The organism is Pseudomonas sp. TE21435 (assembly GCF_056279265.1).
This window is the reverse complement of record NZ_JBWBQZ010000001.1, coordinates 5,526,131-5,544,812: the sequence shown is the minus strand read 5'-3', so window position 1 is coordinate 5,544,812 and position 18,682 is coordinate 5,526,131. Positions and strand designations below refer to the sequence as shown.

At 63.0% G+C, this 18,682-nt stretch carries 18 protein-coding genes, 1 tRNA gene and 1 pseudogene; 7 read left to right on the top strand and 13 right to left on the bottom strand.

Annotation, left to right across the window (positions count from 1 at the left end):
- Positions 1-4 precede the first annotated feature (4 nt).
- Entirely contained in the window at positions 5-1,822 is a 1,818-nt protein-coding gene (locus ACZ9C1_RS25230; RefSeq protein ID WP_198754985.1) for a hypothetical protein, read from the bottom strand.
- A 373-nt stretch (positions 1,823-2,195) separates the two neighbouring features.
- Positions 2,196-2,387, bottom strand: coding sequence for a DUF4223 family protein (locus tag ACZ9C1_RS25225; RefSeq protein ID WP_023630554.1), 192 nt, complete (start codon positions 2,385-2,387; stop codon positions 2,196-2,198).
- Between the two features lie 491 nt (positions 2,388-2,878).
- Here ACZ9C1_RS25225 and ACZ9C1_RS25220 point away from each other — a divergent pair, with 491 nt between their 5' ends.
- Together ACZ9C1_RS25220 and ACZ9C1_RS25215 are read left to right on the top strand one after the other, a co-directional pair.
- Positions 2,879-3,115 carry a hypothetical protein gene (locus tag ACZ9C1_RS25220; RefSeq protein WP_476254500.1) on the top strand — a complete coding sequence of 79 codons (237 nt, stop codon included), beginning with the start codon at positions 2,879-2,881 and terminating at the stop codon, positions 3,113-3,115.
- 26 nt (positions 3,116-3,141) lie between these two features.
- Positions 3,142-3,450, top strand: coding sequence for a DUF3077 domain-containing protein (locus tag ACZ9C1_RS25215; protein WP_476254499.1), 309 nt, complete (start codon positions 3,142-3,144; stop codon positions 3,448-3,450).
- A 50-nt stretch (positions 3,451-3,500) separates the two neighbouring features.
- Here ACZ9C1_RS25215 and ACZ9C1_RS25210 read toward each other — a convergent pair whose 3' ends face one another.
- The 7 genes from ACZ9C1_RS25210 to dapA all read right to left on the bottom strand — a co-directional run bounded on the left by ACZ9C1_RS25210 (position 3,501) and on the right by dapA (position 8,150).
- Positions 3,501-3,743 carry a hypothetical protein gene (locus tag ACZ9C1_RS25210; protein ID WP_476254498.1) on the bottom strand — a complete coding sequence of 81 codons (243 nt, stop codon included), beginning with the start codon at positions 3,741-3,743 and terminating at the stop codon, positions 3,501-3,503.
- A gap of 11 nt (positions 3,744-3,754) precedes the next feature.
- Positions 3,755-4,234: a hypothetical protein gene (locus ACZ9C1_RS25205; protein WP_028692998.1), complete on the bottom strand. Its 480-nt coding sequence runs from the start codon at positions 4,232-4,234 to the stop codon at positions 3,755-3,757.
- A gap of 215 nt (positions 4,235-4,449) precedes the next feature.
- A tRNA-Ser gene (locus ACZ9C1_RS25200) sits at positions 4,450-4,539 on the bottom strand.
- A gap of 91 nt (positions 4,540-4,630) precedes the next feature.
- A complete protein-coding gene (gene purC / locus ACZ9C1_RS25195) occupies positions 4,631-5,341 on the bottom strand; it encodes a phosphoribosylaminoimidazolesuccinocarboxamide synthase (protein WP_016392503.1) in 711 nt (236 codons plus the stop codon).
- A gap of 29 nt (positions 5,342-5,370) precedes the next feature.
- Complete coding sequence (locus ACZ9C1_RS25190) at positions 5,371-6,129, bottom strand: MBL fold metallo-hydrolase (protein ID WP_046856745.1); 759 nt, start codon at positions 6,127-6,129, stop codon at positions 5,371-5,373.
- Positions 6,130-7,245 (bottom strand): outer membrane protein assembly factor BamC, encoded by a 1,116-nt coding sequence (bamC, locus tag ACZ9C1_RS25185; RefSeq protein WP_102681689.1) that lies wholly within the window; start codon positions 7,243-7,245, stop codon positions 6,130-6,132.
- A gap of 17 nt (positions 7,246-7,262) precedes the next feature.
- Positions 7,263-8,150 (bottom strand): 4-hydroxy-tetrahydrodipicolinate synthase, encoded by an 888-nt coding sequence (gene dapA / locus ACZ9C1_RS25180; protein ID WP_277503123.1) that lies wholly within the window; start codon positions 8,148-8,150, stop codon positions 7,263-7,265.
- A gap of 260 nt (positions 8,151-8,410) precedes the next feature.
- Here dapA and ACZ9C1_RS25175 point away from each other — a divergent pair, with 260 nt between their 5' ends.
- A complete protein-coding gene (locus ACZ9C1_RS25175) occupies positions 8,411-8,971 on the top strand; it encodes a glycine cleavage system transcriptional repressor (RefSeq protein WP_038705592.1) in 561 nt (186 codons plus the stop codon).
- A gap of 10 nt (positions 8,972-8,981) precedes the next feature.
- On the top strand, positions 8,982-9,455 hold the full coding sequence (locus tag ACZ9C1_RS25170) for a peroxiredoxin (RefSeq protein ID WP_102681687.1): 474 nt from the start codon (positions 8,982-8,984) through the stop codon (positions 9,453-9,455).
- A gap of 142 nt (positions 9,456-9,597) precedes the next feature.
- Here the strand turns inward: ACZ9C1_RS25170 and ACZ9C1_RS25165 are convergent, their stop codons facing one another.
- Together ACZ9C1_RS25165 and ACZ9C1_RS25160 are read right to left on the bottom strand one after the other, a co-directional pair.
- Positions 9,598-10,668 carry an AI-2E family transporter gene (locus tag ACZ9C1_RS25165; protein WP_102681686.1) on the bottom strand — a complete coding sequence of 357 codons (1,071 nt, stop codon included), beginning with the start codon at positions 10,666-10,668 and terminating at the stop codon, positions 9,598-9,600.
- Positions 10,669-10,831: 163 nt separating this feature from the next.
- The gene (locus ACZ9C1_RS25160) at positions 10,832-11,071 is read right to left on the bottom strand and encodes a sulfurtransferase TusA family protein (protein ID WP_023630920.1); all 240 of its coding nucleotides are present in this window, start codon (positions 11,069-11,071) and stop codon (positions 10,832-10,834) included.
- Positions 11,072-11,177: 106 nt separating this feature from the next.
- On the opposite strand from ACZ9C1_RS25160, the gene ACZ9C1_RS25155 reads away from it, so the two are divergent.
- Entirely contained in the window at positions 11,178-12,614 is a 1,437-nt protein-coding gene (locus ACZ9C1_RS25155) for a M48 family metalloprotease (protein ID WP_046856749.1), read from the top strand.
- 59 nt (positions 12,615-12,673) lie between these two features.
- Here the strand turns inward: ACZ9C1_RS25155 and nadA are convergent, their stop codons facing one another.
- Both nadA and ACZ9C1_RS25145 read right to left on the bottom strand, forming a co-directional pair.
- Entirely contained in the window at positions 12,674-13,732 is a 1,059-nt protein-coding gene (gene nadA / locus ACZ9C1_RS25150; protein WP_102681685.1) for a quinolinate synthase NadA, read from the bottom strand.
- 244 nt (positions 13,733-13,976) lie between these two features.
- Positions 13,977-15,488, bottom strand: coding sequence for a YdgA family protein (locus tag ACZ9C1_RS25145; RefSeq protein WP_476254497.1), 1,512 nt, complete (start codon positions 15,486-15,488; stop codon positions 13,977-13,979).
- Between the two features lie 425 nt (positions 15,489-15,913).
- Here ACZ9C1_RS25145 and ACZ9C1_RS25140 point away from each other — a divergent pair, with 425 nt between their 5' ends.
- Entirely contained in the window at positions 15,914-17,266 is a 1,353-nt protein-coding gene (locus tag ACZ9C1_RS25140) for an APC family permease (protein ID WP_198754974.1), read from the top strand.
- A gap of 56 nt (positions 17,267-17,322) precedes the next feature.
- Positions 17,323-18,591 (top strand): annotated as a pseudogene (locus ACZ9C1_RS25135) (methyl-accepting chemotaxis protein); the annotation flags it as partial.
- Positions 18,592-18,682 lie beyond the last annotated feature (91 nt).

Here is an 18,682-nt window from a genome sequence, read left to right as displayed (position 1 = left end):
CTCCTCAGGCGCCTTGCGCGGCCAGGTACTTCATCGCAACACTCGCCCCCACCTTCACCGGCAGCGGCTTGCCCTGGTAGGTGGCGTTGCCGAGTATCACGAAGGCCTTGTAGGCTTGATCGCCGGTGTAGGGCGCCATGCTCGCCACCACCTGGTTCTCGTCGTCACTGGACCAGCGCCAGTTGGCCGCGTCGTTGTCGGCCTTGGTGTTGCCGGTCTGCAGCAACGTGGAAATCGTCACCCCGACGGTCTTCGGATCGCCCTGCACTTCGGCCACATACTGGCTGAAGGTCTGCCAGCGAGCCGCCACTGGCTTGTCGTCCTGCAGCATGTAGTTGACCAGCACGCCCACCCCGGTGCTCTGACGCGGTTGCAGGTTCTCGATGTCCTTCTCGTCCTGGTTCTTCCAGGCCTGGAAGATCGCGCCCACGCTCTGGAAGGCGACGTAGATCACCGCCCCTTCGATCAGGGTCGGCAAGGCCTTGGTCATGATCCAGTTGCCGACGCCATTGACCACCTTCATCAGTGCGCCGGGCTCGACGTTCACATCGGTGTCGATATCCACGTCGACATCGATGTCGATGTCCGTCTCGGTGTCGGTCACCACATCGATGTCCACGTCGATGTCCACGTCTACATCGACATCCACCACCGCGATGAAATCGACGTCGATATCGATGTCGATATCCACGTCGACGTCCACATCGATGTCGATGTCGATATCCACGTCCACATCTACGTCTATATCCACGTCGATGTCCACGTCGACGTTGACCGGATCGGCTGCGTCGCCCACGCCACTCCCGGCGCCGGCGGTGTCACCGGTGCTGTTGAGGCTGTCCTGGATGCGGCTGATCAGCTTGCCGGTATTCTGCGCCAGCCACTGCATGCCGTTGGCCACGGTGCCCAGCAGGTTGATCGCGGCGTCGAGGGTCATCGCCAGCTGCACGGTGAACAACGCGCCATAGGCCATGTCGTAGGCGACTGCGTACCAGGGCAACTGCGGGTTTTGGTAGGACTGGGCGATGAACTGCTGGCCGTCACAGGTACCGACAAAGGCCCAGGTAATCACTTCGGGCTTGCCTTCCCAGGTCAGGTCGCGGATGAACCCGGTGGTGTTGAAGCCGTGCTTGTCGTCGGCACCTGGGCTGGTCAGTTGGCCGTACTGGAACTGCAGCGCACTGCCGCCGCCCGTGCTGGGGCTGTAGTTGGCCTTGCCGTCGGCGATGGTCAACGTGCCCACCTGGGTGGTGGGCAGGATGAAGCCCATGGAGTTGCCGCTGGGGGGCTCGTAGCAGTAGTAGGTGCCCGGATAGGCGTACAGCTGGTTGTTGGCCCAGTAACCCAGGGCCGAGAACAGCGCGAAACTCACCCCAGGGTAGCCATTGGCGGCGAAGAAAGAGGCGGCCTTGTCGTTGAGGGCGTTGGCCGGGGTATCGCTGACCAGTTCGCAGAATTCCAGGGCGGTGGGAGTGAAGGGCTGGCTGATGAACGACTGGTAGAACGCCCAACCGGAGTTGGCCGTGGTCACATCCTGGTTGCCGACCCGCACCTGTTCCGAGTCCGGCAACAGGGCGTTGGCCACCTGCACCAGCAAGGGAAACTGGTCGCTCTGGCGCACGATCACCAGCCGCGCCAGGCTCTCGGTGAGGGGCAAGGTGGTGCTCTGGTTGGCGCCCAGCGAGCCTTGCAGGGTGTACACGGCGGTATAGTCCGCCGGATTGGTGGAAGGCGGATCGGTCGCGGGGTTCTTGTTGAGGGTGGTGTAGATGTCCAGCGCCAGGTTGGTGTTGTTGGTGATCTGGACGGGGTAGGTGGCCATCTCGATGCATCTCCCTTGCCTTCGAACAGCGCCAGGGCGCCGGGTTGAGACTCGACGGGCCAAGGAGGAAGAAAGGAGCGCGAGCGCGCAGGCGTGCAGACGGCACACGCAGCGAAATGCGGGCCGTATGCCGTCCATGGTCGGGGATCCAGACTCGTCCTGAGGCTGTCAGTCAGGGTGTCATGCACTATAGCGAGCGACCGGGAATGGCAATGGAACAGTTGGCGATATGCCAGCAGCGTTCAATTGCCAATGCGTGCCCAGGGCGGAACTGCCAGAAAAGGCGGCCCCGAGAAATAAAAACCCCCGGCCACATCCATGGTCGGGGGTCTTGGATCAGGCTGTGAACAACCCGATCAGGGTATTTCCAGGATTACTGCTGCTGAGGCAGTTTATCGATCGGGCCGCAGCCGCCGATGATCTTGGAGATGGAAACCGATGGGTGGAACAGGTAGTCGTACGAGCAGTTCTTAGGCTGGTTGTAGACCTGGCCGGTGCAGCCGGACAGCAGGGCAACGCCCGAAACGACAGCAACAGCGACAGTAGCTTTGATCAGCTTTTTCATAAAAATCCTTTAGTCCATGATCCACCATCAAACGGATGGCGCGCGGATCATACGGGAAATGGCGGTGAGAATGAAAGGCACTAGTACAGGTGCACTCGTTGACGAGGGTCAACTAACAAGTTGTTGGCACGGCAACTAAGCGAGTTGAACTACTTGCTAAAACGTTACAGGCGGGTAATTCCTTTCAGCTTCCTACAGGTTTTCATCAGACTTTCCTGATTCCCTGTAGTCCATTTCCCAAGCACACTTTTTCCCCATTCAGGCCATTGCAGCTGCTCGATCTGCGACCTAGTCTCGACCCGTCGTTGCCAACTCAACGACCGGCTTTGACAGGCCGTAGCTCAGAACGCAATGGCTGCTTCATGGCAGTTGTGCGTGGGGCACATTCGTGTGCGCCGGGAACCTGAGCCTCGGTCTGTCAACCTACGTACAGCTGCCTCCATTGGTTTGACAGCTTGTGGTGGACGCCCCAAATAGCTCAGGTTACTACCATGATAAAAATTGTCCCCGACCCTCCGCCACAAGCATCCGACTCCCCTCATACCCTCGAGGATCTGCTCGTCCAGATCGCCGAGTATCTCGTCTGCGCCTTCACCGCCGCCCAGCACGCCGCCATGATCCACACCAAGCCGCCGGGCCAGGTCATGGCCCTGACCGCCGTGCACGAAATCGACAGCGCACGCAGCTTGGTAGAAATGGCCCTGAGCCGCGTACAGGCAAGGCATTGATCGCGCCCTGAGAAAGGAGAACCGGCATGACTCAAGACAAACGCATCACCACCACCGGCATCGGCAGCTTTGGCGAAAGCGGTGAAATCAGTAACGAAACTCCACTGTTCCAAGTCGTTGCGGGCCACCCAATGGACTATGCCCTGGAACAATCCACGCACTTGATAACCTGCGCCTACATTCTGAGTGATATCGCGCTGACTCAGGATCTGAAGAACGCACCTACTTTGTTAGCCGCCGCCCACTATCTCACCGGCATGGCCAAAGCACTGTCGCAAGATGTCTCCCACGCAGTAACCAACAGCCCCTCTGTGGTGATGCAAAAAGCCCCGTAGCGCGAACTACGGGGCTTTCAGCAAAGAAATCGATACAGACCTTTATTGCATCAACCAACCTGCTCGAATCGCCGTCGCCTCACGAACAGGCCCACGCCCAACCCGGTGGCAAGGACCGACAGCAATCCCAGGTCCAACCCAAACAAACGGGCTTGGCTAACAATGATGCAACCGGCGAAACCAACCACCACCAGCGCCACCCCCAGCCACTTGCGCAGCAGGTAGGGTTTAAGGAACCGATCCAGCAGACCATAAAGCACCAGGGCGATGACCGCATAGGGAATTTCGGACACAGGCGCCTCCCTCAGGTCTTGATGATCAGGGTCGAAGTGGAGTGCTGCGGACCGATGCCGCCATTGACCTGCGCCTCGATGCTGACCAACACATCGCCAGCATGGTAGGTGGGCAGGACGTCATTGGCATAGGCACGCACCCCAGCGCCCACCGGCACGCCAACATACGGCGATGCCACAGAACTGGCGGCGGCGGCAAACGCCGAGGCGGCAAGGTTGGCGACCTTGGTGCGCTGGGCATTGAGGGTGTCACCCTGCTGCCGGGTCAGCGGCTTGGAGATACCGATCTTCATCACGCACGGCAGCCCTTTGGCCAGCATCCTGTCGTACGTCTCGACAACCTTGCTGTTGACCTCGTAATGGGCGCTTTTAGCTTCGCCGAAATGCAGCTCGCGCAAACGCCCGCGCTCGCTGTCGGTCAGGGTGATCTGCGAGACGTTGAAGACGATCCCGTGATTGCCCATGTATTGGAAAGTCCCTTCGAACTTCATTGCACGCATCCTTACGAAAACAAAGGTCGCGATTCTCTACGACAGGTGGTGCGGCTGCAAATCGTGGCAGGTTGCCAGCAGCGATTTTCCTGCTGCCTCCAGCCCTTTGCGCGCTCAATGCCCAGACGCCAATACCGGCTATTGACGAAGTCGTTGCAAAAAAGAGGAACAATGAAAAAAGCCCCGAGACGTTAATCTCGGGGCTTTCTCATGTATGGCGGAGAGATAGGGATTTGAACCCTAGGTACTGTTGCCAGTACAACGGATTTCGAATCCGTCCCGTTCGACCACTCCGGCATCTCTCCAATGGCGCGCATCATACCAGCGATTTCGTTTCTGGCAAACCTTTTTTGAAAAAAATTCGCGTGGTATCAGGCGCTTGCGTGAACGCGCCGCTTACAGCGGCACGCCCAGGCGCTTGGCAACTTCTTCGTAGGCTTCGATCACGTCACCCAGGCCCTGGCGGAAGCGGTCCTTGTCCATCTTCTTGCGGGTCTCTTTGTCCCACAGGCGGCAGCCGTCCGGGCTGAACTCGTCACCCAGGACGATCTGGCCGTGGAACACGCCGAACTCCAGCTTGAAGTCGACCAGCAGCAGGCCTGCGTCGTCGAACAGCTTGCTCAGCACTTCGTTGACCTTCAACGACAGCTTCTTCATCTCCACCAGTTGTTCGGCGGTGCCCCAGCCGAAAGCGACAACATGGGATTCGTTGATGAAGGGGTCGCCCTTCTCGTCGTTCTTCAGGAACAGCTCGAAGGTGGACGGCTCCAGCTTGATGCCCTCCTCCACGCCCAGGCGCTTGACCAGGCTACCGGCGGCGTAGTTACGCACCACACATTCGACCGGGATCATGTCGAGCTTCTTCACCAGGCACTCGTTGTCGCCCAGCAGCTTGTCGAACTGGGTCGGCACGCCGGCTTCTTCGAGTTTCTGCATGATGAAGGCGTTGAACTTGTTGTTCACCATGCCCTTGCGGTCGAGTTGTTCGATGCGCTTGCCGTCGAACGCCGAGGTGTCGTTACGGAACAGCAGGATCAAGCGGTCGGCGTCGTCGGTCTGGTAAACCGATTTGGCCTTGCCGCGGTAGAGTTCGTCGCGTTTTTCCATGATGGGCTCCGCTTGCTTGAGTAGGTGGGCTAGGCGATTTGGCGCCAGTCGAGCCCTTGATCCTGATTCGCCACCTGGAGCCAGTCCGGATCGCACCCGAGGGCGTCGACGAAGCACTGGCGGGCCAGATGTGGCAGATTGTTCTTGCTGCTGAGGTGGGCCAGCACCAGGTGCTGCAGGTTTTGCCAGCCCAACTCGGCCACCAGGCTCGCGGCCTGGTGGTTGTTCAAATGTCCCTGGCTGCCGCCGACCCGCAGCTTGAGAAAGCGCGGGTAATGCCCACGGGCCAGCAGGTCGCGGCAATGGTTGGCTTCGATCAGCAGGGCATCGAGCCCCTGATAGCGCTCCAACAACTGCGCGTCGTAGCTGCCCAGGTCGGTGAGCATGCCGAAGCGGCGGCGACCGTCGCTGATCACGTACTGCAACGGCTCGTAGGCATCATGCTCGACCCGTGCCGCGCTGACCTGCAGATCGCCGATCTGCACGACATCGCCGCAACCGAGAAAACCGGCCACCTCCACCGGCTTGCGCATGCCGCGCAAGGTGCCCTGGCTGAGGTAGACCGGTACATTGTAGCGCCGTGACAGCAACCCCACGCCATGCACGTGGTCGGCATGTTCATGGGTCACCAGCACCGCGCTCAACTGCGTGGCCGAAACCCCGAGCAGCGCCAGGCGCCGCTCGGTCTCGCGCAGGGAAAAGCCGCAATCGACCAGGATGACCGTGTCACCACTGGCGATGAGCGTGCCGTTTCCCTGGCTGCCGCTTCCAAGAACCGCGAAGCGCACTTAGCCCAGGTGGTCCTGGATCGCGCTCAGCACGCGGCGGGCGACATCGGCCGGGGCCACGGTGTTGATGTTCTTCTCGACGGTCACCTGGACGTTTTCACCCACCTTGCTCAGGCGTACCTGATAACGCTCGGCGCGGGCTTCACGCTCTTCCTTGCTCGGCTCGCTGCCGAACAGGCGGCTGAAGAAGCCAGGCTCCTTCTGCTTGTCGTCAGGCTTCTCGGACAGGTTGATGTAGTACAGGCCCAGGCTGCGGTTGATGTCCTCGACGCGCCACTCGCCCTGCTCCAGGGCACGGCCGACGCCGGACCAGGCGCGGTCCAGGTCCGAACCCAGGAACAGCACCGGGTTGCCGCTGCCGTCCTCGCTCAGGCTGACCTGGCTCGGGGCATCGAAGTCGCGCGCGGCCAGCAGCGAGACCGACCCGCCCTTCTCGGCGCTGCGGTTCATGCTGGCGAGCATTTCGTCGACCAGCAGAGCGTCGGTGCCGGTGTTGCTGGAGGCGGACGGGAAGTCAGGCTCGGCAGTGCTGCCGGCCGGGCGCTCAACGCTGACCACATACACCTCGGAGGTGTTGCGCTGCACGCCGGGCTCCATGCGCACCCGCACGCGGACTTCGCTGTCCGCGCTGCTGGAGGTGCTGGCCAGGCGCTGGCCGAGGGAGGCCGACAGCTCGTCGAAGCGCTGCCAGGTGGTGTTGAATTCACCGGTCTGCGGGCGCTCTTCAGCGATGCGGAAACCGTTGTCCTCGAAGAACTGGCGGGTCACCGGCCAGACTTCGGCAGGCGAACGCTGGGCCAGTACCCAACGGCTGTTGCCGCTGCGCTGCAGGCTGAAATCGCTGATGTCGGCGGTGGCCGACAGCGGCTGTGGACGGGGTACCTCGAACTCGCCGCTGGCGCGATCGTCGGCCACGTTGCGCGGGATCGGCAACAGCGGATCCAGGCGCTTGACGTTGCTGGCGTCCGGCGGCAGCTGCATCGGCGCGGTAGGCTGCGCCTGCAGATAGTCGCTGCCACGGTCGCGGAAATAGCCATCCTCGCCCCACAGCCAGCCGCACCCACTGGTGCTGGAAATGATCAGGGCGAGAGCGGAAAGACCAGCCAGTCGCTTCATGCGGTGTACTTCCTCGATTAAACCAGTACGCCGGACTGGCGCAAGGCAGTACGGACTTTTTCGTGACAGCCTTCGCTCAGCCAGGTCAGCGGCAGGCGGATACCTTGTTGCATCAGGCCCATTTCAACCAGCGCCCATTTCACCGGGATCGGGTTGGCTTCGCAGAACAGGTCCTTGTGCAGCGGCATGAGTTTTTCGTTGATTGCGCGGGCCTTCTCGGCATTGCCCTCAAGGGCGGCCTCGCACAGGTCGGCCATTTCGCGCGGGGCGACGTTGGCGGTGACGGAAATGTTGCCCTTGCCGCCCATCAGGATCAGCTCGACGGCGGTTGGATCGTCGCCGGACAGGACGATGAAGTCCTTGTCGACGCCGTCCAGGATGGCCTTGGCACGGACCAGGTCGCCGGTGGCTTCCTTGATACCGATGATGTTCTTGACCTTCGACAGGCGGATCACGGTCTCGGCCTGCATGTCGCAGGAGGTGCGGCCGGGCACGTTGTACAGGATCTGCGGGATGTCGACGGCTTCGGCGATGTGCTTGAAGTGCTGGTACAGGCCTTCCTGGGTCGGCTTGTTGTAGTAAGGCACGACGAGCAGGCAGGCGTCGGCGCCGGCATTCTTGGCATTCTGGGTCAGGTGCACGGCTTCGGCAGTGGAGTTGGCACCGGTACCGGCAATTACCGGGATCCGCTTCTTGCTGTGCTTGACCCGCTCGACCACGTGCTTGATGACCAGGATGTGCTCTTCGACGTCCAGCGTGGCGGATTCACCGGTGGTACCGACAGCTACGATCGCGTGAGTGCCATTTTCCAGGTGGAAGTCTACAAGTTTGTCGAGGCTGCCCCAGTCCAGACGCCCTTGTGCATCCATGGGTGTGACCAACGCCACCATACTGCCCGCAATCATGTAATTGCTCCTGCCGGAAAAAGAGAGCGGTAATGGTACTGGCGCCATCGGCCTTGCACAAGCGAAGCAGGCGGGCGGAGCATTCCCCTTCGCGCCGCTTTTCGCTACCCTTGATCCTTTGATCGGTACAGCGCGGCCCGCCGGGCCGTCGACAGTGCTCCTCGCCTGCGTCCACAGCCGCCCAAACCGGCCGGGGCCCTGCTGGAAAAGGAGGCTTGCCCCCGTCCTGTACCGACCGCTCATCGCTTTAGGAATGCTGCATGTCCACCCCCACCGTTCGCGAACAATTCCTCGTCATCAGCGCCCTGGGCCCCAACCCCATGGAGCTGGCCAACGTCCTCAGCCGCGCGGCCTTCGACAATCGCTGCGCGGTGGTCACCTCGCGCCTGTCGCGCCACGGCGAAACCAGCGCCCTGGTGCTGCAGGTCGGCGGCAGCTGGGATGCCCTGGCCCGCCTCGAGGCCACCCTGCCAGGCCTGGGCAAGAAGCACGGGCTGACGCTGGACGTGGTCCGCAGCGCCGACCAGGAAGTGCGCCCGCAGGCCCTGCCCTACGTGGCCTATGTCAGCGCCGCCTATCGCCCGGACATCATCAACGAGCTGTGCCAGTTCTTCCTCGACCACCGCGTCGAGCTCGAAGCCATGACCTGCGACACCTACCTCGCCCCGCAGACCGGCAGCAGCATGCTCAACGCCCAGTTCACCGTGATCCTGCCAGCCGGCACCCAGATCAGCTGGCTGCGCGACCAGTTCCTCGACTTCGCCGACGCCCTCAACCTGGACGCGCTGATCGAACCGTGGCGTCCACAGAACCCTGTCTAAGGAAGCTCCCATGGCCGTAGCAATCGACCAACCCGTCGCCGATTTCCAGGTGCAGGCCACCAGCGGCCAGAGCGTCAGCCTGGCTGAACTGAAAGGCCAGCAAGTGGTGCTGTACTTCTACCCCAAGGACAGCACCCCGGGGTGCACCACCGAAGGCCAGGGTTTCCGCGACCAGCACGCGGCGTTCCAGGCCGCCAACACCGTGGTGTTCGGCGTATCGCGCGATGGCATCAAGTCCCATGAGAACTTCAAGGCCAAGCAGGCCTTTCCCTTCGAGCTGATCAGCGACAAGGACGAGGCCCTGTGCCAGCTGTTCGACGTGATCAAGCTGAAGAAGCTGTATGGCAAGGAATACCTGGGCGTGGACCGCAGCACCTTCCTGATCGACAAGGACGGTGTGCTGCGCCAGGAATGGCGTGGGGTGAAGGTGCCCGGGCATGTGGATGCGGTACTGGCTGCGGCCGAGGCCTTGAACAAGGCTTAAGGACGCATGGGGCTGCTGCGCAGCCCTTCGCCGCGGTTCGTCGCCACGACAAGCCGGCTCCCACAGGTAAAGCGATCCATGTGGAAGCCGGCTTGTCGTGGCGACGAACCGCGGCGAAAGGGCCGCAAAGCGGCCCCAGCAATTACAGCATCGGCGCCACAGACGTTTCCTGCCTCGGCCAGGCATCCAGCACCGCCTTGAACAGCGTCGCCAGCGGGATCGCGAAGAAGATCCCCCAGAACCCCCACAGCCCGCCGAACAGCAGCACCGCGCAGATGATCGCCACCGGGTGCAGGCTCACCGCCTCGGAGAACAGCAACGGTACCAGCACGTTGCCATCGAGCGCCTGGATGATCGCGTACACCGCCATCAGGTAGATGAACTGGTCGCCCCAGCCCCACTGGAACAGCGCGATCAGGGTCACCGGCACCGTCACCACCACCGCGCCGACATACGGCACCACCACCGACAGCCCCACCAGCAGCGCCAGCAAGGCGGCATAGTTGAGGCCCAGGCTGATGAAGGCGATATAGGTGGCAATCCCGCAGATCAGGATCTCGATGCCCTTGCCACGGATATAGTTGGCGATCTGCCGGTTCATCTCGTCACCCACCCGGTTGAGCAACGTGCGCTCACGCGGCAAGTAGCCACTGACCCAGCGCCCGATCAGCTCGCGATCCTTGAGGAAGAAGAACACCAGGATCGGCACCAGCACCAGGTAGATCATGGCATTGACCAGCAGCGGCAGGCTCGACAAGGAGAAGGTCAATGCCCATTGGCCGAACTTGCCGATTTCGCCGCGCACCGACTCGATGGCGCGCAGCACTTGCTCATCCGACACCAGGTGCGGGTAGCGCTCGGGCAACAGCAGCAACAGCGACTGCCACTTGCCGAGCATGCCGGGCAGCTCGTTGAACAAGGTGATCAGCTGATGCCAGAGCAGCGGCACCAGCACCAGCATGAACACCGCCAGCGCGCCCATGAACAGCGCGAACACCAGCCAGACGGCCAGCCGTGTGGGTACCCTCAGGCGCTCCAGGGCATTGACCAGCCCCTGCATGAGAAACGCCAGGACCATGCCCGCCAGCACCGGCGCGAGCATGCCACCCAGGGTCAGCACCACGGTGAAGGCCAGGAACAGCAGGACCGCCAGCACCACTGCCTCCTCGTCGGAGAAGTAGCGCTGCATCCAGTCGCGAAGCACTTTGAACATTGACGATCCTAGGTTCTGTACGAAAAGCCTTGAGACGCAGGTCAGGCAAGGCGAAAACAGCCGAGGAAGCGGAGTGTACTAGAGTACATGAGCATTCCGAGGCTGTTTTCAACGCAGCATGAACAAGTATCAAGGCTTTTCGTATAGAGCCTAATGAAGGGAATCAGGCCTTGCGCAGCCAGTAGGTGTAGACCCCGGCCTCGGCCGTTTCATGCAGCAGCGTATGACCGGCCAATTGGGCGAACGTGCGGAAGTCGCGTTGCGAGCCGGCATCGGTGGCGAGCACCTTGAGCACCGCGCCGCTGGCCAGGCGATTGAGCTCCATCTTCGCCTTGAGCAGCGGCAATGGACAGTTGAGACCGCTGGCATCGAGCTCGGCGTCACAAGTCGGGGTGTCACTCATCGGGCAGCGCTCCAGGACCGCATGGGGAAGGCTGCTAGGATACCGCCACTGGTCGGCATCGCGCGACCCGGCTACAGTAAGGCTTTTGACCGACGCGAGCTTCTGCATGAATCTACTGCGCCCCACCCTGTTGACGCTGGCCTGCCTGCTGGCCCTGCCCGGCCACGCCGACGACCTGCCGTCACTGGGCGACGCCAGCTCCGCGATCGTCTCGCCACAACAGGAACACCAGCTCGGCCGCGCCTGGCTGAGCCTGTTGCGCGGCCAGGTGAACCAGCTCAACGACCCACAGCTCAAGGACTTCGTCGAGACCAGCGTGTACAAGCTGGCCGAGACCAGCCAACTGCAGGACCGGCGCCTGGAGTTCATCCTTATCGACAGCAAGGAACTCAACGCCTTTGCCGCACCCGGTGGCATCGTCGGGGTCAACGGCGGCCTGTTCCTCAATGCCCAGACCGAAGGCGAGTACGCCTCGGTATTGGCCCACGAACTGGCGCACTTGTCGCAACGCCACTTCGCCCGCGGCGTCGAGGCCCAGCAACGCATGCAACTGCCGATGATGGCGGCCTTGCTGGCCGGTATCGTGCTGGCGGCGGGCGGCGGCGGCGATGCCGGCATTGGCGTGATCGCCGGCACACAGGCCGCGGCAATCCAGGAGCAGCGGCGCTTTTCCCGGCAGAACGAACAGGAAGCCGACCGTTTCGGCATCCTCAACCTGGAAAAGGCCGGCTACGATCCGCGCAACATGCCCAGCATGTTCGAGCGCCTGGCCCGCCAGTACCGCTACGATGCCAAGCCGCCGGAATTCCTGCTGACCCACCCGGTTACCGAATCGCGTATCGCCGACACCCGCAACCGCGCCGAACAGGCGCCCAAGGGCGGCGTGGAAGATAGCCTGCGCTACCAGTTGATCCGCGCCCGCGTGCAGCTCACCTACGAAGGCACGCCGGGCATGGCCGCCAAGCGTTTCCGCGCCCAGCTCGACGAAACCCCGAACATGGATGCCGCCCGCTACGGCCTGGCCCTGGCGCAGATCAAGGGCGGCCAGCTCAACGAAGCGCGGGAGAACCTCAAGCCGCTGCTGGCCAAGGCGCCCAACGACATCACCTACAACCTGGCGCAGATCGACCTGGACATCACCAACAACCGCCTGGCCGACGCCCAGCAGCGCGCCCAGCGCATGCAGGCGCTGTACCCGGGCAACTACCCGTTGAAACAGGTGCGCGCCGACCTGCTGGTCAAGCAGAACAAGCCGGCCGAAGCGGAAAAGGTGCTGGATGACCTGGTCAAGAACCGTCCGGACGATCCGGACGTGTGGTACGACGTGGCCGAAGTGCGCGGGCTGTCGGGCAACACTATCGGCCTGCACCGCGCGCGCGCCGAATACTTCACCCTGGTCGGCGACTTCGACCAGGCGATCCAGCAGCTCGACTACGCCAAGCGCCGCTCGGGCAGCAACTTCCCGCTGGCTTCACAGATCGACCAGCGCCAGCGCGAGATCATGGAGCAGCAGCGCATGGTCAAGGAGATGATGGGGCGCTGATACACAGCCAGAAACCATCGCGGCGACCCGACTTGCCCCGCGATGGTTTGTGCAACCGGTCAGGCGTTACCGGACAACTTCAACCGCGCCGCCTGGGTGAAGTCGAGCATGCGGTTCAACGGCTTGATCGCCTTGGGAATCAGCGCCGGCTCGACGAAGATCTCGTTGCTGCCATTGCGCAGACAGTCCAGCACCCGCTCCAGGGTGTTCATGGCCATCCACGGGCAGTGCGCGCAGCTGCGGCAGGCCGCGCCGTTGCCAGCGGTCGGCGCCTCGACGAATTCCTTGTCCGGGCACAGCTGCTGCATCTTGTAGAAGATGCCGCGGTCGGTGGCGACGATGAAGGTCTTGTTCGGCAGGGTCTGCGCCGCCTTGATCAGCTGGCTGGTGGAACCCACCGCGTCGGCCAGCTCGATCACCGCTTCCGGCGACTCCGGGTGCACCAGGATCGCGGCGTCCGGGTACAGCGCCTTCATGTCGGCCAGCTGGCGCGACTTGAACTCTTCATGAACGATGCAGGCGCCATCCCACAGCAGCATGTCGGCACCAGTCTGCTTCTGGATGTAACGACCCAGGTGCTGGTCCGGGCCCCAGATGATGGTCTCGCCGTTGTCCATCAGGCTTTCGACGATTTCCAGCGCGCAGCTGGAGGTCACCACCCAGTCGGCGCGGGCTTTCACTGCTGCGGAAGTATTGGCGTAGACCACCACGGTGCGCTCGGGATGCTGGTCGCAGAAATCCGAGAATTCCTTGACCGGGCACCCCAGGTCGAGGGAACAGGTCGCTTCCAGGGTCGGCATCAGCACGCGTTTTTCCGGGGTGAGGATCTTCGCCGTCTCGCCCATGAAGCGCACCCCCGCCACCACCACGGTCTCGGCGGGGTGATTCTTGCCGAAGCGCGCCATTTCCAGCGAGTCGGACACGCAGCCGCCGGTTTCCTCGGCCAGGGCCTGGATCACCGGGTCGCAATAGTAGTGGGCCACCAGCACGGCGTTCTGCTTCTTCAGCTCGGCGGCGATGGCCGCACGGTATTCGGCCTCCTGCGCGGGCGTCAGCGGGTTGGGCTGCTTGGCATCGAGGTGCGCCTGGACCAACAGGCGTTCGGAAATCTGGGTCATGATCGCTGGACCTGCAGGGCGCTTGAGCGCGTCAGTCGAGTGTATCACCCGGCCCTGGCAGATCGGCTAGCGGTGCCGGACGGCCAGCGTCTCGGCCCCTCTGCGGGCGCGGATTATTATCGGACGCGAAGGCTACAGGCAATCGGAAGGATGCAAAAGGGGTTTTTGCAGCCCTCCGTCGCGGAGCAAGTCGGGTCGCCGCATCGCCGCTCCCACGATGATGGGAGCGGGTCTGCCCGAGGGCTCAGCCCTGCGGCTGCAGCGCCGCCAGGTGGCCGCTGATCAGCATGGCGAACTCTTCGACGGTCATCTTCTTGCCGTTGAAGTCGACCATGCCATCGGCGTACTGCAGGCTCGATACCACATCGGTGCCCTCTACCGTGGCCATGCCGCTCTGCAGCGCCATCATGCCGAGCATCTCGCCAGCCTGGCTGGACTGCTGGGCAATGGCCTGGGCGTCGGTCTCGCCGTCGAGCAGCGCCTGCAACGTGGCCAGGTCACCGACCATCGGCTTGGAGACACTGAGCTTGGCCTTCAGCTGGGTCAGCAGCTGCTTGCCCAGTTGGTCAGGCGGCAGGTCGAACGAACTCGGGCTGGCGAAGTCCATCGCCAGGTTGAAGTGGCTCTCGCCATTGGCGGTCTTGAACGCCAGCTTCTCCACCGCGACCTGCGGCTTGGCCACCAGCAGCTTCTGCAACTCGCCCTGGACCTTGGCCTGCTCCTCGGGGGTCATGTCCAACGTCGGCGCCTCGCCCTCGGCGGCTGCCTGCTGCATCTGCGGCAGCTGGGTCTGGTACCACTCCATCAGCGCCTGCATGGCCGCGATGTCGATGGACTTCATGGTCAGGACCATTTCCGCGCTGCCGACCTTGCGCCCGGCATAGCTGATGTCGGCAACCTTGTATTCCAGGCGTCCGGCCAGCTTGTCATTGGCCTCGCCCTCGGCGTTGTACAGGTTGTTCTGCTGCAGGCCCTTGAGCACCAGCACTTCCTGCTTCGGCCCGAAGGTCACCTGGGTGTCGGCCAGGGCCAGGTCGAAGTTGCCGACATAGACCATGTCGTGAGCGGTTTCGTGGAGCTTGCCGCCGGCCTTGAAGCCGTTGAGCAGGATCTTCACCGGCGCGTGTTGCTCATCGACGAAGTTCAACTCCAGGTGCTCGGCATTGCCGTGGATCTCCACCGCCTTGCCGTCGCGGTCACCACGCAGTTGCAGCTGCAGGCCGGAGAAGTCCAGGACGTTGCCGCCGTCCTCCTTGAGCGTCACCGGCGCCAGGCGGATATCGCTGTCGACGCTGCCGTTGTAGCCGAGGCTGACCTGGGCGGTGACCGGTGCCTTGTCGCCGGCGGCGGTGAACCAGCCTGCGGTGAAGTCATCCTTGTCCAAAGCACTGTTGCTGGTGGCCATGACCGGCATCAGCTTGAACGCCTTGACCCGCGACCAAGGGAACGGGCCGTGCTCGATCTGGTCGGTCACGCCGACCTGGAAGTTCAGCGCCTCGGCCTCGCCGAGCTGCACGTTCTCGGCCTTCAGGCGGTAGTGCGCGGTGCTGGTGAAGAAGTGCTGGTCCAGCGAGACCAGCTCGATGGTCATGCTGCCGCCGTTACCGACCAGGGCTTTCTTCAGCTCTTCGTTGCCGCGGGCAACGGAGCGTTCCAGCTCCGCGGGCAGTTGCTTGCCGGTGTACCAGGCGCCAGCGGTGGTTGCGACGGCGATGGCGACCGCCAGGCCGGAAAGGATGCCTACTGATTTCTTCATGAATAGAACCGATTGCTGTCCATAGGAAGGGCGATTGGGCGGACCACGGAAACGAGGGCACGCGGGGTGGCAAGAATACCATCGGCACCCGGCCGGCGCGGTAATGCTTGCGGTATTTCGTTTATCGACACCCCAAGGGCAGCCTGCCTTGGCCAACAGCAATGTCAATTTTTACGAACATCAAAATCGACTTACGATCCGCTCAATCGGCCAATAACAGTGCATAACGGCCAAAAAAACCGATTCACCTTCCATCCAACTGACTACCTGTCATGTTTAACTTGACACTCAAACGACCATCGTTGTTTATTTCGCGCACCCTGCAGCTCCAACATAAAAGGTGAACAACATGGAGCCCATCCGCTCGACCTTGTCGTGCCCGTCACTCGCCGTGCCCGTTGTTTCGACACAGGAGCAGCGCCCGCATGCAGCCTGACCACAGCGCTTCCGGCGATGCCCAGTTCCGCAAGTCCCTGCGCCTCTGGCACGTGGTGATCATCGGCCTGGCCTACCTCACCCCGATGACCGTGTTCGATACCTTCGGCATCGTCTCCGGCATCACTGCAGGGCATGTGCCCAGCGCCTACATCCTGGCCCTGCTCGGCATCCTGTTCACTGCCGTGAGCTACGGCACGCTGGTGCGGCGCTTCCCGCAGTCGGGCTCGGCGTACACCTACACCCAACGCGCCATCAACCCGCACGTGGGTTTCCTGGTCGGCTGGTCGTCGCTGCTGGACTACCTGCTGCTGCCCATGGTCAACGCGCTGCTGGCCAAGCTCTACCTGTCGGCAATGTTTCCCGAAGTGCCGGCCTGGGTATGGGTGGCCAGCTTCGTCACCCTGATCAGCCTGATCAACATGCGCAGCATCAACCTGGTGGCGCACTTCAACCTGCTGTTCGTCGCCGTGCAGGTGGCGATCATCTCGGTGTTCATCTACCTGTGCTGGCGCGGCCTGGGCCACGGCGAGGGATTGGGCACCGCCTGGAGCCTGCTGCCGTTCGCCGATGACCAGACCCAGTTCGCCGCGCTGGCCGCGGGCGCGACCATCCTGTGCTTCTCATTCCTGGGCTTCGATGCAGTGACCTGCCTGTCGGAGGAAACCCGCGACCCAGGCAAGACCATCCCCCGGGCGATCTTCCTGACCGCCCTGATCGGCGGCGTGGTGTTCATCGGGGTGTCGTACTTTATCCAGGCCTACTTCCCGACCATGCAGCGCTTCCACGACCAGGAAGCAGCCCTGCCGGAAATCGCCCTGTACGTCGGCGGCAAGCTGTTCCAGTCGGTGTTCATCGCCTGCACGGTGATCAACACCATCGCCTCGGGCCTGGCCTCGCAGACCAGCGTGTCGCGCCTGCTGTACGTGATGGGCCGCGACAACGTGATCCCGGCCGGGGTGTTCGCCCGCCTGCACCCGCGCTACAAGACCCCGGTGCTGAACATCGCCGTGGTCGGCCTGATTTCGCTGTCGGCGATCTTCTTCGACCTGGTCACCGCCACTTCGGTGATCAACTTCGGCGCGCTGGTGGCGTTCAGCTTCGTCAACCTCTCGGTGATCAACCACTGCTATATCCGTGAGAGACAGAACAAGGGCCTGACGAACAACCTCAAGTATCTGGTGGCGCCGACGATAGGCTTCTGCATCATCGTCTCGCTGTGGCTGGACCTGAACGAACACTCCTTGCTGTTCGGCGGAATCTGGGCCCTGCTTGGCATGCTCTACCTGGCCTGGCTGACCAAAGCCTTCAGGGTTGCGCCACCGAACTGCATCGCCGAATGACCCCACCGACGCCCGCCTGACCGCGGGCGTTGTGTTTGCCCGAGAAGGAAAAGCCCATGTCGCAGCGCCGTCTCTCCATCCAGTGGAAGATCACCCTGCTCGCCGGCCTGTGCCTGCTGGCCATCGTCGCCCTGCTGGTGGCCACCTCGCTCACCCAGGCCCGGCGCAGCGCCGAGCAGGTATTCCAGGCCAACACCGAACTGCTCGACCACAGTGCCCGCCTGCGCCTGCAGGCCCACGGCGAAACCCAGGCCTTGCGCATCCAGCGCTACTTCATGGACGCCTACCAGTTCGGCAACGGTTTCGCCCGCCTGGTGCAGGCGCTCAAGGCCCGTGGCGGTGCCGAACTGCGCGGTGAGCTGAGCCGAGAAGCCCGCGCCGCACTGGCCGGCAATACCGACCTGATCGGCCTGTACCTGGTGTTCCAACCCAACGCCCTGGACCAGCAGGACGCGCGCTTCGTCGGCCAGGCCGACAACGGCAGCAACGACAGCGGGCGTTTTTCGCTGTACTGGTCGCAGCCCGGCACTGGCGACCTCGAAGCGGAGGCCATGCCCGAGTCGATGCTCGCCGATACCAGCATCGGCGCCAACGGTTCGCCCTACAACCGCTGGCTGACCTGCCCGCTGGAAACCGCCAAGGCGTGCGTGCTAGACCCGTATTTCGACGAGGTCAACGGTCATCAGGTACTGATGACCAGCATTGCTCTGCCGCTGCAGGAAAACGGCAAGGTGGTGGGCGTGGTCGGCCTGGACATCGGCCTGGACAACCTGCAGCAATTGAGCCTGGCCGGCCGCCAGGAGCTGTTCGACGGCCAGGGCCAGGTCAGCATCGTCAGCCCTGCGGGCCTGCTCGCCGGCCACAGTCAGGATGCCGGCCAGTTGAGCAAGACCGTGCAGCAGGCCTTCGGTGCCAGCGCGGCGGCCCTGGCCGCACCACTGCGCGCCGGCCAGGCCGTCGAGCGCCTGGACCAAGGCACCATGCGTATTTCCCGACCCTTTGCGCCAATTCCCGGGGCGGCACCGTGGCAGGTGCTGCTCGAACTGCCCGAGCAGGTACTGCAAGCCCCCGCCGTCACCCTCAACCAGCGCCTGGACAGCCAGAACCAGCAGGCCAACCTCGTCAGCCTGCTGGTCGGCCTGGGCGCCGCCGTGCTGGGGCTGCTGCTGGTGTGGCTGACCGCCCGCGGCGTGACCCGGCCAATCCTGGCCGTGGCCGCCCGCCTGGAGGACATCGCCAGCGGTGAAGGCGACCTGACGCGGCGCCTGGACTACGCCCGCGACGACGAACTGGGCCAGCTCACCGGTTGGTTCAACCGCTTCCTCGACAAGCTGCAACCGGTGATCGCCCAGCTCAAGGGTTCGCTGCAGGAAGCCCGCGGCACTGCCGACCAGTCGGCGCTGATTGCCCGCCAGA

Coding starts and splice junctions, on each gene's coding strand:
- ACZ9C1_RS25230 (WP_198754985.1), bottom strand. CDS start 1,822: ATGGCCACCTACCCCGTCCAGATCACCAACAACACCAACCTGGCGCTG.
- ACZ9C1_RS25225 (WP_023630554.1), bottom strand. CDS start 2,387: ATGAAAAAGCTGATCAAAGCTACTGTCGCTGTTGCTGTCGTTTCGGGC.
- ACZ9C1_RS25220 (WP_476254500.1), top strand. CDS start 2,879: ATGATAAAAATTGTCCCCGACCCTCCGCCACAAGCATCCGACTCCCCT.
- ACZ9C1_RS25215 (WP_476254499.1), top strand. CDS start 3,142: ATGACTCAAGACAAACGCATCACCACCACCGGCATCGGCAGCTTTGGC.
- ACZ9C1_RS25205 (WP_028692998.1), bottom strand. CDS start 4,234: ATGAAGTTCGAAGGGACTTTCCAATACATGGGCAATCACGGGATCGTC.
- purC (WP_016392503.1), bottom strand. CDS start 5,341: ATGGAAAAACGCGACGAACTCTACCGCGGCAAGGCCAAATCGGTTTAC.
- bamC (WP_102681689.1), bottom strand. CDS start 7,245: ATGAAGCGACTGGCTGGTCTTTCCGCTCTCGCCCTGATCATTTCCAGC.
- dapA (WP_277503123.1), bottom strand. CDS start 8,150: ATGATTGCGGGCAGTATGGTGGCGTTGGTCACACCCATGGATGCACAA.
- ACZ9C1_RS25175 (WP_038705592.1), top strand. CDS start 8,411: ATGTCCACCCCCACCGTTCGCGAACAATTCCTCGTCATCAGCGCCCTG.
- ACZ9C1_RS25170 (WP_102681687.1), top strand. CDS start 8,982: ATGGCCGTAGCAATCGACCAACCCGTCGCCGATTTCCAGGTGCAGGCC.
- ACZ9C1_RS25165 (WP_102681686.1), bottom strand. CDS start 10,668: ATGTTCAAAGTGCTTCGCGACTGGATGCAGCGCTACTTCTCCGACGAG.
- ACZ9C1_RS25160 (WP_023630920.1), bottom strand. CDS start 11,071: ATGAGTGACACCCCGACTTGTGACGCCGAGCTCGATGCCAGCGGTCTC.
- ACZ9C1_RS25155 (WP_046856749.1), top strand. CDS start 11,178: ATGAATCTACTGCGCCCCACCCTGTTGACGCTGGCCTGCCTGCTGGCC.
- nadA (WP_102681685.1), bottom strand. CDS start 13,732: ATGACCCAGATTTCCGAACGCCTGTTGGTCCAGGCGCACCTCGATGCC.
- ACZ9C1_RS25145 (WP_476254497.1), bottom strand. CDS start 15,488: ATGAAGAAATCAGTAGGCATCCTTTCCGGCCTGGCGGTCGCCATCGCC.
- ACZ9C1_RS25140 (WP_198754974.1), top strand. CDS start 15,914: ATGCAGCCTGACCACAGCGCTTCCGGCGATGCCCAGTTCCGCAAGTCC.